The sequence below is a fragment of the Collimonas sp. OK607 genome (assembly GCF_900111995.1).
Lineage (GTDB): Bacteria > Pseudomonadota > Gammaproteobacteria > Burkholderiales > Burkholderiaceae_D > Collimonas.
The window spans coordinates 1-14638 of sequence record NZ_FOKF01000007.1 but is presented as its reverse complement, the minus strand read 5'-3'; the positions used below and the strand labels follow the sequence as shown (position 1 = coordinate 14638).

At 55.8% G+C, this 14638-nt stretch carries 14 protein-coding genes and 1 pseudogene; 8 read left to right on the top strand and 7 right to left on the bottom strand.

All coding sequences use genetic code 11. The features are described 5' to 3' along the window. Positions 1-37 precede the first annotated feature (37 nt). Positions 38-859 (top strand): ParB N-terminal domain-containing protein, encoded by an 822-nt coding sequence (locus tag BM029_RS06860; protein ID WP_092433925.1) that lies wholly within the window; start codon positions 38-40, stop codon positions 857-859. Positions 860-902: 43 nt separating this feature from the next. Here the strand turns inward: BM029_RS06860 and BM029_RS06855 are convergent, their stop codons facing one another. The 4 genes from BM029_RS06855 to BM029_RS06840 form a co-directional block, all read right to left on the bottom strand. Continuing rightward, a complete protein-coding gene (locus BM029_RS06855) occupies positions 903-1757 on the bottom strand; it encodes an NAD(P)-dependent oxidoreductase (RefSeq protein WP_092433922.1) in 855 nt (284 codons plus the stop codon). A gap of 128 nt (positions 1758-1885) precedes the next feature. Further along, on the bottom strand, positions 1886-2527 hold the full coding sequence (gene tmpT, locus BM029_RS06850) for a thiopurine S-methyltransferase (RefSeq protein ID WP_092433920.1): 642 nt from the start codon (positions 2525-2527) through the stop codon (positions 1886-1888). Positions 2528-2759: 232 nt separating this feature from the next. Next, the gene (locus BM029_RS06845; RefSeq protein WP_092433917.1) at positions 2760-3029 is read right to left on the bottom strand and encodes an acylphosphatase; all 270 of its coding nucleotides are present in this window, start codon (positions 3027-3029) and stop codon (positions 2760-2762) included. A gap of 99 nt (positions 3030-3128) precedes the next feature. Beyond that, positions 3129-3410: a KTSC domain-containing protein gene (locus BM029_RS06840; protein WP_092433911.1), complete on the bottom strand. Its 282-nt coding sequence runs from the start codon at positions 3408-3410 to the stop codon at positions 3129-3131. Positions 3411-3676: 266 nt separating this feature from the next. Here BM029_RS06840 and BM029_RS06835 point away from each other — a divergent pair, with 266 nt between their 5' ends. Continuing rightward, positions 3677-4186: a GNAT family N-acetyltransferase gene (locus BM029_RS06835; RefSeq protein WP_211482450.1), complete on the top strand. Its 510-nt coding sequence runs from the start codon at positions 3677-3679 to the stop codon at positions 4184-4186. Positions 4187-4249: 63 nt separating this feature from the next. Here BM029_RS06835 and BM029_RS06830 read toward each other — a convergent pair whose 3' ends face one another. The 3 genes and pseudogenes from BM029_RS06830 to BM029_RS06825 all read right to left on the bottom strand — a co-directional run bounded on the left by BM029_RS06830 (position 4250) and on the right by BM029_RS06825 (position 6644). Continuing rightward, positions 4250-4918, bottom strand: a complete 669-nt coding sequence (locus BM029_RS06830; protein WP_139217206.1) for a nucleotidyltransferase domain-containing protein — start codon at positions 4916-4918, stop codon at positions 4250-4252. Positions 4919-4963: 45 nt separating this feature from the next. Further along, positions 4964-5149 (bottom strand): annotated as a pseudogene (locus tag BM029_RS25565) (LysR family transcriptional regulator); the annotation flags it as partial. 34 nt (positions 5150-5183) lie between these two features. Further along, entirely contained in the window at positions 5184-6644 is a 1461-nt protein-coding gene (locus BM029_RS06825) for an efflux transporter outer membrane subunit (protein WP_092433906.1), read from the bottom strand. Between the two features lie 100 nt (positions 6645-6744). Between BM029_RS06825 and BM029_RS06820 the strand changes: the two genes are divergently transcribed. The 6 genes from BM029_RS06820 to BM029_RS06795 all read left to right on the top strand — a co-directional run. Beyond that, positions 6745-7362 (top strand): TetR/AcrR family transcriptional regulator, encoded by a 618-nt coding sequence (locus BM029_RS06820; RefSeq protein ID WP_061542328.1) that lies wholly within the window; start codon positions 6745-6747, stop codon positions 7360-7362. An 83-nt stretch (positions 7363-7445) separates the two neighbouring features. Then, a complete protein-coding gene (locus BM029_RS06815) occupies positions 7446-8555 on the top strand; it encodes an efflux RND transporter periplasmic adaptor subunit (RefSeq protein WP_092433903.1) in 1110 nt (369 codons plus the stop codon). After that, positions 8552-11620 (top strand): efflux RND transporter permease subunit, encoded by a 3069-nt coding sequence (locus BM029_RS06810; RefSeq protein WP_092433901.1) that lies wholly within the window; start codon positions 8552-8554, stop codon positions 11618-11620. The genes BM029_RS06815 and BM029_RS06810 overlap by 4 nt, the downstream gene beginning before the upstream one ends. 41 nt (positions 11621-11661) lie before the next feature. Beyond that, positions 11662-12468 (top strand): oxidoreductase, encoded by an 807-nt coding sequence (locus tag BM029_RS06805; RefSeq protein WP_092433898.1) that lies wholly within the window; start codon positions 11662-11664, stop codon positions 12466-12468. An 87-nt stretch (positions 12469-12555) separates the two neighbouring features. Continuing rightward, entirely contained in the window at positions 12556-13098 is a 543-nt protein-coding gene (locus BM029_RS06800; RefSeq protein ID WP_092433895.1) for a PaaI family thioesterase, read from the top strand. 246 nt (positions 13099-13344) lie between these two features. Next, on the top strand, positions 13345-14638 hold a 1294-nt coding region (locus BM029_RS06795), incomplete at its 3' end, for an IS1182 family transposase (protein WP_092433889.1).

Sequence of the window (14638 nt, the reverse complement as noted above, 5' to 3'; positions counted from 1 at the left end):
TACACTACCTGCGCCCTCATTTTATTTCTTTTGATCAATGACCAACACCAACGCTATCACCATCAACGAAGACCTCCGCGCCTATATCGATCCGTTGACCGAAGACGAATATACCGCGCTGGAACGCAGCCTGTTATCCGAAGGCTGCCGCGACGCGCTGGTGTTGTGGGGCGATCTCTTGGTGGACGGCCACAACCGCTACGGTATTTGCCAGAAGCATGAGATTCCGTTCAAGACCATGCAGAACCAGACGTTTCAATCCATGGAAGATGTGCATCTGTGGATGATCGATAATCACCTTGGGCGGCGCAGCGTATCGGATTTTCAGCGCGGCGTGCTTGCATTGCGCAAGAAAGAAATCGTATCGGCGCGCCAGGCACAGACGCAATCCCAGCGCTCGCCCGCAGAAGCGGACGGGACTGAGGTCTCTGCCCCGTCCGAGAGTGAGCCGCCATGGACCCGGGAGGTTGTTGCGCGTGCCGCGCGGATGAGCAGCGCGACCCTGGGGCAGATTGAAAAAATCCAGAAGACGGCCGCGCCTGAACTGGTTGGCGCCGTCAAGTCGGGCATTATTTCTATCAATGCGGCCGCTGCCGTAGCTTCCTTGCCTAGCGAGGAGCAAATAGCGGCTGTTGCCGGCGGCAAGAAGGAGTTGCGCCAGGCAGCAAGGCAGGTGCGTGAGGCCCGTCTGCCGCCCAAGCCAGAGCGCGAACCGCCGCCGAGCGACGCCACGCCCGATCAGATTGAAATCCACCGTTTGACATCATTGGTTGCTGAACTCGCCGAAGAGCGCGATCAATTGAAAAAGAAGGTGCAGCACCTGACGATTGCGCTTTCGGAGGCACGCAGCGGACAATAATCCGCTGCGCATATTTTGGTGAACGGCCTAAGGACCAAGGGAATCAAGGCCGCCGCACTGCGTCGATACCAATGATGCTGGCATCCTCGGCGCCATGTCCCGCTGAAATGAGCTGGTCCATCCGGGCGGCGACTGATGGTAATGCCGCCATCGGCCGATTCCCTGTGGTTTCCAACATCAGCCGGACATCCTTGCGCGCCATCGCCAACTCGAAACTCGGGGTGAAGTTACCCTTTGCCATGTTCAGCCCGCGACCCGCCACCATCGTATTCAAATCAAACAGCCCAAGCAGCTTGATCGCGTCCTCACCACTGACGTCGCTAGCCTGCGCCAGGGTAAGGATGTCAGCTATCGTCGCGGAGAGGCCGATGATCATGGCATTTCCAAACAATTTGTTGGCCGCGGCAAGGTCGGCGCGCTCGCCCATGTATTCGAGACGCCCGGTCATTTTGGCGAGATCCGCCTGGACCGATTCAAACAGCGCTTTTGGCCCCGCGACCATCATCGAGCCCTGAGCGCTGCGAGCGGCCGCCGGTCCCATAAAGACGGGGCAGTGCAGATACTTCACGCCGGCTGCACGCAACCGTTCGGCACGTTCGGCAGTGAGTGTCGGCAATGTCGTGGTGTGATCGATCAGGACCGCGTCAGGTGAAAGCCCGCTACGGGCCGCCGCAATAACTTCGTCGACCACCGCGTCATCTTTTAGCACGATATGCACCCTTGTAGCAGATCGCACCGCTTCGGCGGGCGTTGAAGCTGCCTTCACGTCGAACTGTGCAAGGGTTGCAACTTTGTCCTGAGAGCGATTCCATGCAGTGACCGAATCGCCTCGTTTTGAGGCGGCCTCCGCGAATGCACTTCCGAGCAACCCGGTACCGAGAAAAGCTATGTTTGCCATGATCGTTTTCCTTTTGAATTAAGCCTGAATAACGGAATCCTGAAATATAACATTGGAACAATTCGGGTGTGTGCCATCGCTTGTTTTACAATGGTTGCCTGACTGACTATTGTGCTTTAGCACGTTACTTATTGTTTTTTTTGGAGCAGCCAAACGGTCTCCGTTGACGCAACTTTTCCTTTTAATCCGCCCGCGACATTCCTGCTTTCAACAGATTTAACCTGGTATGTAGCGCCATAGTGTTGCTTTACTTCGTCCTCGTTAACTGAGAACGGTGGGCCATCTATCAGCTGTTGGTTGTATTCATAAGAGATCAGCAACTGCGGCGCCGCGCCGGTTATTTTTATCAGGTGCGATGCATATTGCGCTCGTGTGTCAGAGGGCAGCGCAACTAAAGCAGCGCGATCGTATATCGCGTTTGTGGGGCCAAGATGTTCTGCTGATACATCAAAAATATCACCCACAAATATGTCGATATCTTTAGCGCTGTAGCGGGTCAAATTCCCGATTTTGGATATTTTCGGATCTAAGCCAAGCTCTTTAAACAAATCGTTAATGGCATGTTCACTCAATTCTGCGCCAGCAACGCGATAACCGCCCGCAAGCAGCCATGCAATATCACGCGTCTTGCCGCACAACGGCAGGAATACACGACTGTCTTTTACCAGATTCAGTTTTTCAAAATGTTCTGTCAGTAGCGGGTTTGCTTCACTTTGATGAAAGTTAATTTCACCTCGTTCCCATTTTTCATGCCAAAAACTTGCTTCCATATCGGCTCCTTGAATTCTTGATGCGTAAATAACGTGCTGCTAATTTAATGATTTGAACGATGCTCCAAGTTGCGTTCAGAGCCAGAATACAAGTTCAAGTAAACTTTAGGTCAAGCTTTATTTGAGACAGATGAAATGAGGGACGTAGCTGAGCTTGTAAAGGCGCCTGAAGTACCAGCATCAACGCTACGATTTTATGAAAAAAATGACTGATTTTGAATCATTCACTGTTTCAGAAAATCTTGAATGTCCCATCCGCAGGTGCGGATTCCGTAGCGTCCTCAATGGTCACATTACGTACCAGGGCGGCGGGTGGGCCTTGCCTTGCCCAAAGGATGATGGCTTCGATCGCCGCCGCTTCGCCATGAACGCAGGCCTCCACAGAGCCATCTTGGCGATTGCGCACCCAGCCGGAAAGACCCAGGGCAACTGCTTTATCGGCAAAGGAAGCGCGATAACCGACACCTTGCACACGTCCTTCTATCATCAGCCGCTTAGCCATCGCCAGTCTCGCTTTGTCGTTTCAATAAAATGTTTTCATCGGCCAATGATCGTTTTGGGCTGCTAGCGCGTTGGCGGGCAGATGATATCGACCTGTTGTTTAAGGTTCCGCATCGTCGCTGGCAGGTTTGAACAGTTCGTCGAGGGGGGTAGGTTTCTTTTCGGTGCGCGCGACACCTCGACGGCCTGTGAATTCATCTTCTATGTTGTCGCGGTAATAGCTCCACGCCGAACCCGTGGTCGAGAGCCGACGCCAGACCTCGTTCCCGACACCCGAATAATCTATTGCGCTTCCATCGTCGAATTCGACCCGCAACGTACGCTCTCGCGGTTCATATCCGATAGCACGTAGCTTTCCGGCATTGATGCGTTTCATTTCCATGATTGCCTCCTGTATATGTGCATTTTACGGATTCCAGTGGAAATGGCCACTATCAGGAGCGCGGTTGCAGGGTAGCGTTGTAGCTCCAGCCAGATGTCCGCGTTCAAACATTTACTGATTCACTGCATCAATTAAAGTAACGCTTGGTTCAGCGCCAACGGCTTTGACCACTAGGCATCCAATTTAATTTTTCTCTTTGGTAACTAAACTGGTTCAGACATAATAGTCTGGAACCCGATAAATCATCCTCAAAATCATAACACTCCGTGGAAAAGTCAATATTCACAGTCAAGCCAATCCATCTCGAACACGCACCTGGATTTCGCGAAGCGCTCGATGCAGTTGCTCGCGAACGCATCCATTTGGGGCAAACGGAAGCTCGCTCGCTTGAGTGGGCACAGGATTTTGTCGCGACCAACATCAAGAACAATCATGCACAGTTCGTTGCGTTGAACGGAAATGAAGTCATCGGATGGTGTGACATTATCCCTTTCGCACGCCTGGGTTTCAGGCACACAGGCGGACTTGGCATCGGGGTCGTTAAATCGTGGCGCGGTAAGGGTGTAGGTAAAGCATTGTTGGCTGAGGCTGTTGGAAAAGCGGTCAAGAATGGCATTGCCCGCATTGAACTTGAGGTGTATGCCAGTAATACAGCGGCGATTGAGCTCTATCGAAAAAATGGTTTCGTTGAGGAGGGCATTAAGAGGAGCGCTAGATTTCTTGACGAGAAATATGAGGATATCTTGATGATGGCCTTGCTGATTGGTACGCACTAAATCAGTAATCTCTTACCGGGAGCATCGACGTACTCTCGAGTATCCGCCCATACGCGGCGCTTGTTATATCTGCCGTTGCATCCATGCTGAAAAAAATCGCAGCCATTCGACGAAATCGCCCTGGTCGCTATCCGACACCTGTTGCTGGCAAAGGAAAAAGGCAATTTGTGGCTGCATTTCTGGATATATAACCAGGAAATGATCGACATGCTCTTCAAGTGATTCAGGCCAGGATAACGCATCGACCAGGCGAAGTACGTTGGTAGCGCGAATGAGTTTTCTTGATGCCCCTCTCTTGAGACGTTCGGTCAAAATGTCATTCTTCTCAGCCTCGATGCTTTGCGCGTAGGCAGCCAGCACATCAGGAAAATCTCCATTCACCGCTCTTGCAATCAATCGGGACGGTTTAAACAGAGCGAATTGGTTCGAAAGATCATTGCCATAGACGCATCGGCAATGATGCTTTAGCCAGAAACCCCATTTACAGAGATTCTCAGGAGCGTGGACGTCTGCCAGGTACCCAACATCGAAGTCGACCTTTGTAACTTCGGGGTGTCGACTTTCCAGTGAAAGGCGCACAGATTCAATTGCTTGATTGTCTTGCAATGTAGGCTCGCGAGTCAGAATCAAGGTGACATCCAAGTCTGATCTGCCCATCGTGGCGTCACCTCTCGCGACGCTGCCGTGCAAGTACACGCTGTCAATCAACGAATCCGAGCAATCACACAGCATGTCGCACAAATTATCGACCACAGCTTGAAAGGCAGGCTGGATTGGTCTACCCGCCCAGGTCAACCGCGTGCGTCGTGTCGTCCGTTCGAACAACTGCGCGGCCAAGTGGGATTCCAGTTCCTTGATAGACCGCTACAACGGCGACTGCTCGATGCGCAATCGCTCGCCCGCAAGGGAAAAGTGCAATTCTTCAGCGACGGCGGCAAAGCAGCGCAGGTGGCGAAGTTCCATATATTCTCCTACATCTCCGCTAGCGCATACTTTGCTATCTGATAGCTACCGCTTCGGATTCCTGGGGTTGCCAACCTCCGCCAAGTGCCTTGAATGCCGCGACCGCCGCGCGGGCGGATTCGGTTTGCGCTTGCGCTCGCATGTCGGAGGCACGTAGCAGATTCTCATCGGCTTGCAGGACTTCGATTAGGCTGACGACCCCTTTTTGGTATGCCGCAAACGAAGCCCCTCTCGCTCGACTGAGCGAATCCACACCCTGACCGAGTATGTCGGCCTGATCCTCGCGTTTTACCAGGGCCGAGAACGCGTTTTCCACATCTTCGGTAGCACGCAGCGCGGCGAGCCGATAACCGGCTAGCGCCTCGGCTTCCTGGCCTTTGGCTAGGTCAATTTGCGCGTTGATGCGGCCGAAGTCGAACAGACGCCAGCGAAGCCCCAGCACGCCGGCGGCTTGACTTGCGCCGCTGGTGAACAGGTTGCCGCTAGACAACGATGTCGCGCTGCCGATCAGTCCGCTAAAGGAGAGCTTGGGATAATACTCGGCGATTGCCATGCCGATACGAGCGTTCGACGCAGCCAGACGGCGTTCGGCCACGATCAGATCGGGCCGACGCCTGAGCAAATCACCTGGCGATCCGGTTGATGCGATCTGTGGAGCGACCGGAATAACGCCAGCATTTGCCAGCTCCTTCCTGTGTGTACCGGGCGGTGTGCCCAGCATCACGTCCAGCGCATTCATGGCTGTATCCAGCCCTGTTTCGAGGACCGGTACCGATGCCCGCACCTGGGCGAGCGCACCCTCGACCTGCCGCACTTGAAGTTCGGCTGCCAATCCCTTGCCATAAAGCAGATTGATAGTTGAGAGTAGTTCCTGTTGCGTCTGTACCTGCCTGTGAGCAACATCTAGGCGAGTTTGCAGTCCACGTATACTGATGTAGATGTCAGCGGTCTGCGCCGCCACCGCCAATCGTGTCGCCGCCGCACCAGCCTCCGACGCCTGATACTCGGCCAGTGCCGCCTCCCGTCCGCGACGCACGCCACCGAATACGTCCAGCTCCCAGCCTACACCGAGGTTGGCCTCATAGGCGTTGCCGTAACGATCGAAATTGGGCCTTGAATTCAAGACTTGCCCCAATGGCGTTTCAACCGACTGGTAGGCTCGTGCCCCCTGGGCATTGATGTTGCCGGAAGGCAGCAGCGCGGCATTTGCGGCTCCGAGTCCTGCGCGCGCCTGAGCGACGCGAGCGGATGCCTGTGCAAGATCCAAATTTTGCTCCAGCGCAAGCGTTACGAAGTGGGTCAATTGTGGATCGCCAAAGCTTCCCCACCACACAGTGAAATCGGCTGTGGCGTTGGCATGCCGTTGCTCAACTGCCGTTTGACCAAGGTAGCGATCTGGCATGGGCGTGTCGGGCCGAATGTAATCTGGCCCGACGGCGCAACCCGCTGAAAGACTGGCGACGACTAACGTGAAGAGAGTTCGTTTAAGTAGCATGGGTATCTTCCGTGACGTGAAAGGGAGAAATCATGATGTGACTATATCATGAAATAGTCACTCGTTGTGCAAATCGAACAGAAGAGGTAAGCTGTTGAATATGAGCAAAGCAACCACTAATCCGGGCCCAGCCCGAGGCCCAGTCGATCACGAAGTGCGAGATCAAATTGTTGTCGCAGCTACCGAGCACTTCCGCCTGTACGGCTACGAAAAGACCACCGTCTCTGATCTTGCCAAGGCTATTGGCTTTTCCAAAGCCTATATTTATAAGTTCTTCGAGTCCAAGCAGGCCATTGGCGAACTGATTTGCGCAAATTGCCTGCACGAGATCGAAACGGATGTCAGAGCAGCTGTTGACGGAGTCGACCGTCCGCCAGAGAAGCTTCGGCGCATGTTCAAAACAGGCGTCGAGTCATGCCTTCGCCTGTTTTTTGAAGATCGCAAGCTCTATGACATTGCGGCTTCGGCTGCCACCGAGCGTTGGGAGGCGGTGCGCGCCTTTGAGGAGCGCATTCAGGCAATGCTGCAGGACATCCTGCGCCAGGGGCGCGAGACAGAGGAGTTTGAGCGCAAAACGCCGCTCGATGAAACGGCGACGGCGATTTACTTGGTCATTCGCCCCTATCTCAATCCGTTGCTTTTGCAGCATAGCTTTGATTCGGCGGATGATGCTCCAGCACAACTATCTAATCTGGTGTTGCGCAGTCTATCGCCATAAATGCCAAATATCACAGTGACCATTGACATAATTAGTCACTAGTCCCAAAATAGAAATCCTGTTTAGCTCTTTATGGGATTTCTATGCTCCGCCGCCTCGTTTTCTCTGCCGCCCTATCTACATTGCCGTTTGCACTGGTCGCTTGTGGCGAAAAACCGCAAGCCGATCCACGTACCGAAGCGCCGTTGGTACGTGCGGCTACCATTCAGGGCGCGGTCGCCGCATCACGTACGTTCACCGGAACCGTAGCCGCTCGGGTACAAAGCGATCTTGGTTTCCGGGTCTCTGGCAAGGTATTGGAGCGGCTTGTGGACGCGGGGCAAACCGTTAAGCGTGGGCAACCGCTCATGCGCATCGACCCTGTCGATCTGAAGCTTGCCGCTCATGCTCAACAGGAAGCGGTCGCCGCAGCCCGAGCACGGGCGCAGCAAACGGCGGACGATGAAGCCCGTTACCGCGACCTGCGCGGAACAGGCGCGATATCGGCTTCAGCCTACGACCAGGTCAAGGCTGCGGCAGATACTGCCAAAGCCCAACTCAATGCGACCGAAGCCCAAGCCGAAGTTGCTCGCAACGCGAGCCGATACACGGAGCTGGTGGCGGATTCCGATGGCGTCGTCATGGAAACGCTGGTCGAACCCGGTCAAGTCGTCAACGCGGGGCAAGTCGTAGTACGTGTTGCCCATGCTGGACGCCGCGAGGCCGTCATCCAATTGCCGGAAACCTTGCGCCCTGCCATCGGTTCAGTCGGCCAAGCCACGCTCTTTGGCAAAGAGAGCGTTACCGTTCCAACCAAACTCAGGCAGCTCTCGGATGCCGCAGACCGACTAACACGTACCTTCGAGGCGCGGTATGTGCTGGACGGGGAGATGTCTAACGCCCCATTGGGCACAACGGTCACCGTTCAGATCCCGGACGCACATCCCGCTGAACAAGGCGGCTTGTGGGTACCGATTGGCTCCCTGTTCGACGCGGGTAAGGGTTCGGGAGTCTGGGTCATCGAAGGCAAGCCGACCAAGGTTTCCTGGCGGGCGGTCGCGGTCCAGCGACTGGACGACGACGGCGCGTACATTGCAGGTCAACTCAAACCAGATGACCGGATAGTCGCACTCGGCACTCATCTGCTGCATGAAGGCGAACTGGTCCGTGTGGCTGACCAGGTCGCCGCCACAACCGTGGGGGTGCGGCCATGAGCGAAGGTCGTTTCAACCTGTCGGCGCTCGCCGTGCGCGAGCGCTCCGTCACCCTGTTTCTGATCTGCCTGATCTCGTTGGCCGGGTTCATCTCCTTCTTCAAACTTGGCCGGGCGGAAGACCCCGCGTTCACGGTCAAAGTGATGACCATCGTGACTGCCTGGCCAGGCGCCACCGCACAGGAAATGCAGGACCAGGTCGCCGAGAAGATCGAAAAGCGCATGCAGGAGCTGCGCTGGTATGAACGTACCGAGACCTACACAAGACCTGGCCTGGCCTTCACCACCTTGACCTTGCTCGACAGTACGCCACCTTCGGAGGTCCAGGGAGAGTTTTACCAAGCCCGAAAGAAAGTCAGCGATGAGGTAAACAACCTTCCGCCTGGCGTGATCGGACCGATGGTCAACGACGAATACGCGGACGTCACCTTTGCCCTATTCGCCCTCAAGGCCAAGGGCGAACCACAGCGCCTGCTTGTACGCGACGCGGAGACGTTGCGCCAGCGCCTGCTGCACGTGCCCGGTGTAAAGAAGGTCAACATCGTTGGCGAGCAGCCTGAGCGCATTTATGTCGAGTTTTCGCATGAGCGCCTGGCAACGCTGGGCGTCAGCCCACAGGAAGTATTCGCCGCACTCAATAATCAGAACGCGCTAACGCCGGCTGGCTCCGTGGAAACCAAGGGGCCGCAGGTGTTCATTCGCCTGGACGGCGCTTTCGATCAATTGCAAAAGATCCGCGATACGCCGGTCGTGGCGCAAGGTCGCACATTGAAACTGTCGGACATCGCCACGATCAAGCGTGGCTATGAGGATCCTGCGACTTTCATGATCCGCAATGGCGGCGAACCCGCACTGCTGCTGGGCATCGTCATGCGCGATGGCTGGAACGGGTTAGACTTGGGCAAGGCGCTGGATAAAGAGGTCGGTGCGATCAACGCCGACATGCCGCAGGGTATGGGCCTGACCAAGGTCACAGACCAGGCCGTCAATATCAGCTCGGCGGTCGATGAGTTCATGGTCAAGTTCTTTGTCGCGCTGCTGGTGGTCATGCTGGTGTGTTTCGTGAGCATGGGTTGGCGTGTGGGTATCGTCGTTGCTGCGGCTGTGCCGCTGACGCTGGCGGCAGTCTTCATCGTGATGGCCGCGACCGGAAAGAACTTCGACCGCATCACGCTGGGCTCGCTGATCCTGGGGCTGGGCCTGCTTGTGGACGACGCCATCATCGCCATCGAAATGATGGTGGTAAAGATGGAGGAGGGCTACGACCGTATCGCCGCGTCTGCCTATGCATGGAGCCATACTGCCGCGCCAATGCTCTCGGGCACGCTGGTGACGGCCGTCGGCTTCATGCCCAATGGCTTCGCCCGTTCCACTGCGGGTGAATACACCAGCAACATGTTCTGGATTGTCGGCATCGCACTGATCGCGTCTTGGGTGGTCGCCGTGGTCTTTACACCTTACCTTGGTGTCAAGCTGCTACCCAACCTCAAAAAAGTCGAAGGCGGCCACGATGCACTCTACGATACGCCACGCTATAACCGCTTCCGCCAAGTGCTGGAGCGCGTTATTTCACGCAAGTGGCTGGTCGCCGGTACTGTAGTGGGCCTTTTCGTTGTGGCAGTGCTAGGCATGGCAGTGGTCAAGAAGCAATTCTTTCCGATCTCCGACCGCCCCGAAGTGCTGGTCGAGGTGCAGATGCCCTATGGCACCTCGATCGGCCAGACCAGCGCCGCTACAGAGAAGGTGGAAGCATGGTTGGCTAAACAGCCGGAAGCGAAGATCGTCACGGCCTATATTGGTCAAGGCGCGCCACGCTTCTACTTGGCGATGGGACCAGAATTGCCTGATCCGTCGTTTGCCAAGATCGTGGTCCGAACTGACAACCAGGATGAGCGCGAGGTATTGAAAAACCGGTTACGCAAGGCAATCGCCGACGGCCTCGCCTCTGAGGCGCGCGTGCGTGTCACCCAGCTCGTATTCGGCCCTTACTCGCCGTTTCCGGTCGCCTACCGGGTCACTGGCCCGGACCAGGACAAGCTACGCAGTATCGCGACTGATGTGCAACGGGTCATGGATGCCAGTCCGATGATGCGCACAGTCAACGCTGACTGGGGCACGCGCACGCCCATGCTGCACTTCACGTTGCAGCAAGACCGTTTGCAGGCCGTCGGGCTGACCTCCAGCGCCGTGGCGCAGCAACTGCAATTCTTGCTCAGCGGTGTGCCCGTCACCGCCGTCCGTGAGGACATTCGCACAGTGCAAGTCACGGCCCGTTCGGCTGGCGACAGCCGGCTTGATCCGGCCAAGATCGCGGACTTCACGCTGGCTGGCGCCAATGGGCAACGTATCCCCCTGTCGCAGGTGGGTAAGGTCGACGTGCGCATGGAGGAACCAATCATGCGCCGTCGCGACCGCATGCCGACAATCACCGTCCGGGGCGACATCGCGGATGGCTTGCAGCCGCCGGATGTGTCAGCAGCCATCACCCAGAAGCTCCAGCCCATCATGGACAAGCTGCCTGACGGCTACCGCATCGAGGAGGCAGGGTCCATCGAGGAATCAGGCAAAGCGACAAAAGCTATGTTGCCTCTCTTTCCAATCATGCTGGCGATAACCCTGCTCATGATCATTTTTCAAGTGCGCTCGATCTCCGCGATGGTCATGGTCTTCCTGACCAGCCCGTTGGGGCTGATCGGTGTGGTGCCAACCTTGATTCTGTTCCAGCAGCCATTCGGCATCAATGCGCTGGTCGGCCTGATTGCACTGTCGGGTATCTTGATGCGCAATACACTGATTCTGATCGGGCAAATCCGCCACAACGAACAGGCGGGATTGAGTCCATTCCATGCGGTTGTCGAGGCAACCGTGCAGCGTTCCCGACCAGTGGTCTTGACCGCATTGGCGGCGATCCTGGCCTTCATTCCGCTTACCCACTCGGTGTTCTGGGGCACGCTCGCTTACACGCTGATCGGCGGCACATTGGCAGGGACGATTCTGACCCTCGTGTTCTTGCCAGCGATGTATTCCATCTGGTTCAAGATCAAGCCAGTCCCTTCGCAAAGCTGAACTGCCGTTCATCCCAATTCACCCATGCAAAAGGAACTGTTATGTCGAATTCTAAAGTAGTCGTTATTACCGGCGTGTCATCAGGCATCGGGCGTGTCACCGCAGAGAAGTTTGTCAAGCGTGGATGCCGAGTATTCGGCACCGTACGCAATACTGCAAAAGCACAGTCAATACCTGGTGTCGTGCTGGTCGAAATGGATATCCGTGACGAGGCGTCAGTACAACATGGAATCCAGACCATCATCGCTGAGGCCAAGCGCATTGACGTGCTTGTCAATAGTGCAGGCGTGACCCTGCTCGGGGCGACTGAAGAAACGTCGATTGCCGAGGCTCAGTCGCTGTTCGATACCAACGTTTTTGGCATCTTGCGCACAACACAAGCGGTGTTGCCGCACATGCGCGAGCAACGTTCGGGAAGAATCGTCAACATCAGCTCAGTGCTGGGCTTCCTTCCGGCTCCGTACATGGGGCTCTATTCAGCATCCAAGCATGCTGTTGAGGGGATGTCTGAGACCTTGGATCATGAGGTACGCAAGTTCGGAATCCGCGTGGCACTTGTCGAGCCGTCCTTCACCAAGACCAGTCTGGACCTCAATGCACCTCATGCGGTTTCCCAGCTTTCAGCCTATGACGATGAGCGCAGCGTGGTTTCCCAGGCAATTCAAAAAAATGTCCAAAAAGCACCTGCGCCCGATGAGGTCGCCAGCACGATTGTCGATGCCGCTTTGGGCGCGTGGAAGATGCGCCGTACGCCTAAAGTCGAGGCCTCTCTTTTGGCCAAACTGCGCCGCTTCATGCCAGCTGGCCCGGTAGGGGCAGGTATCAGGAAAACATTTGGACTCGCCTGAAATCGGTTCCCTGCTTTGACGTCAAGGTCCGAACTCAACGGGCTTTGCTCTGCCGAACCTGGCATACCTAATTATCGGAATTATTTCATGACCGTAACACCGACCATTGATTGGAGCGTTCAGCAAGTAGCTTCGCTGCAACGTTCGATTGCAGGCGGCGGCAAGCCTGGTCTCGCCAGAATGGAGCAACTCGCAGGCAAGAGCGGGCGAGAGATTCTCGAAGCCATGATGTCTGGCGAGCTGCCGTATCCACCCATGAACGAAACCATGAACATGACGTTGCTGGAGGTGGGCGACGGACGCGCCGTGGTCCAAGGTATCCCGCTGCTGCAGCACTACAACCCGCTGGGCACGGTGCATGGCGGGTGGTTTGCCACGCTCCTGGACTCAGCTCTGGGCTGTGCAGTGCAAACCACGCTACCGGCCGGGCGTTCCTACACGACGGCCGAACTCAGCATAAACATTGTGCGGCCAGCCTCGCACAAGACCGGCCCGTTGCGTGCGGTCGGCACGGTTATCCACGTTGGCCGACAAATCGCCACCGCAGAGGCCCGTATCGAAGACGAAAAAGGCAAGCTATACGCTCATGCGACTACAACCTGCTTTGTCTTCGACGTACCGATAGCTTGATGGCAAGTGGCGCCAGCTGCCTGCAAGCTAGTGGCCCCGGGCTGACTTGCGGCAGAGCGGCTCAAAAGCTCGGAAGAGTGGAGCAATGTAGCCGCCTGGGCCGAGCCCGCATAGAACAGATTGGCGCTCGATCGAAGCCCAGCGACCGCAACCAGTCGAGCCTGTGTGAAAACCCGTTCATTCTGTCGTCCCAAAGGGCATGGTTCGCGTTGATATCAATGTACTGACATTGATGGAGACAGGAAGATGACGCGATACATCCAAGGCAGTGATCGAAACCAAGTGACCTTGCTGCCGGAGTGCCTTGACGACTTCATTGGCGAAGACAATCCGGTGCGCGTTATTGATGTTTTCGTAGACGAACTCAATCTGGTTGAACTGGGCTTTGAAAGAATGCAACCTGCTGCAACAGGTCGGCCCGGCTATCACCCAGCCATGCTTCTCAAGCTTTACATCTACGGTTATCTCAATCGTCTGCAGTCCAGCCGGAGGCTGGAGCGCGAAGCCCAGCGCAATGTGGAGTTGATGTGGCTGACTGGGCGCCTGGTACCTGACTTCAAGACGATCGCTGACTTCCGCCATAACAATGGCACTGGCATCCGCAATGTGTGCGGCCGGTTTGTAGCCATGTGTCGCCAGCTCAAGTTGTTTGCCCAGGTCATCGTGGCCATTGACGGCAGCAAGTTCAAGGCAGTCAACAACCGTGACAAGAACTTCACGCAGCACAAGCTGGAACAACGAATGAAGCAAGTCGATGAGAGCATCGAACGTTACATGCGTGAATTGGAAACGGCCGACCGAACTCAACAGCCAGAAGTAGAGACGAACACGCAGCGGCTGCAAGACAAGATCGCGTTTCTCAAGAAACAGATGCAGGAGTTGCGTGATATTGGCGAGCGTCTGGCGCAACAACCTGACGGTCAAATCTCTCTGACCGATCCCGAGGCACGGTCCATGGTCTCAAGCAGAATTGGCACGGGTCTGGTTGGGTACAACGTCCAAGCTGCTGTAGATACCAAACATCATCTGGTTGTTGCCCACGACGTAATCACCAGCGGTAGCGACAGGGGTCAACTCGCCAATATGGCATTCAAGGCGCGCGAGGCAACTGGAGATGATTCATTGGAAGCCATCGCAGACAGGGGTTACTTCAAAAGCACCGAGATACGGGCTTGTGAACTGGAGGGCATCAATACCTACGTCCCCAAGCCCATGACCTCCAATAGCAAGGCACAGGGCCGGTACAGCAAACTGGACTTCGTCTATATCGCCAAAGACAACGCGTACAGATGCCCTGCAGGACAGAGCCTGGGCTATAGTCATTCGACTATTGAAGACGGCATGAATATCCACGTTTACATCGCTTCAGACTGTACGACCTGTCCACAGAAATCGCAGTGCACAACCGGGAAGCAACGCAGAGTCAGACGCTGGGAACACGAAGGTGTGCTCGATACCATGCAGACCCGAATCGACAACAGCCGCGACAAGATGAAACTCAGGCGATGCACGGTGGAGCATGTGTTTGGAACCGTGAAGT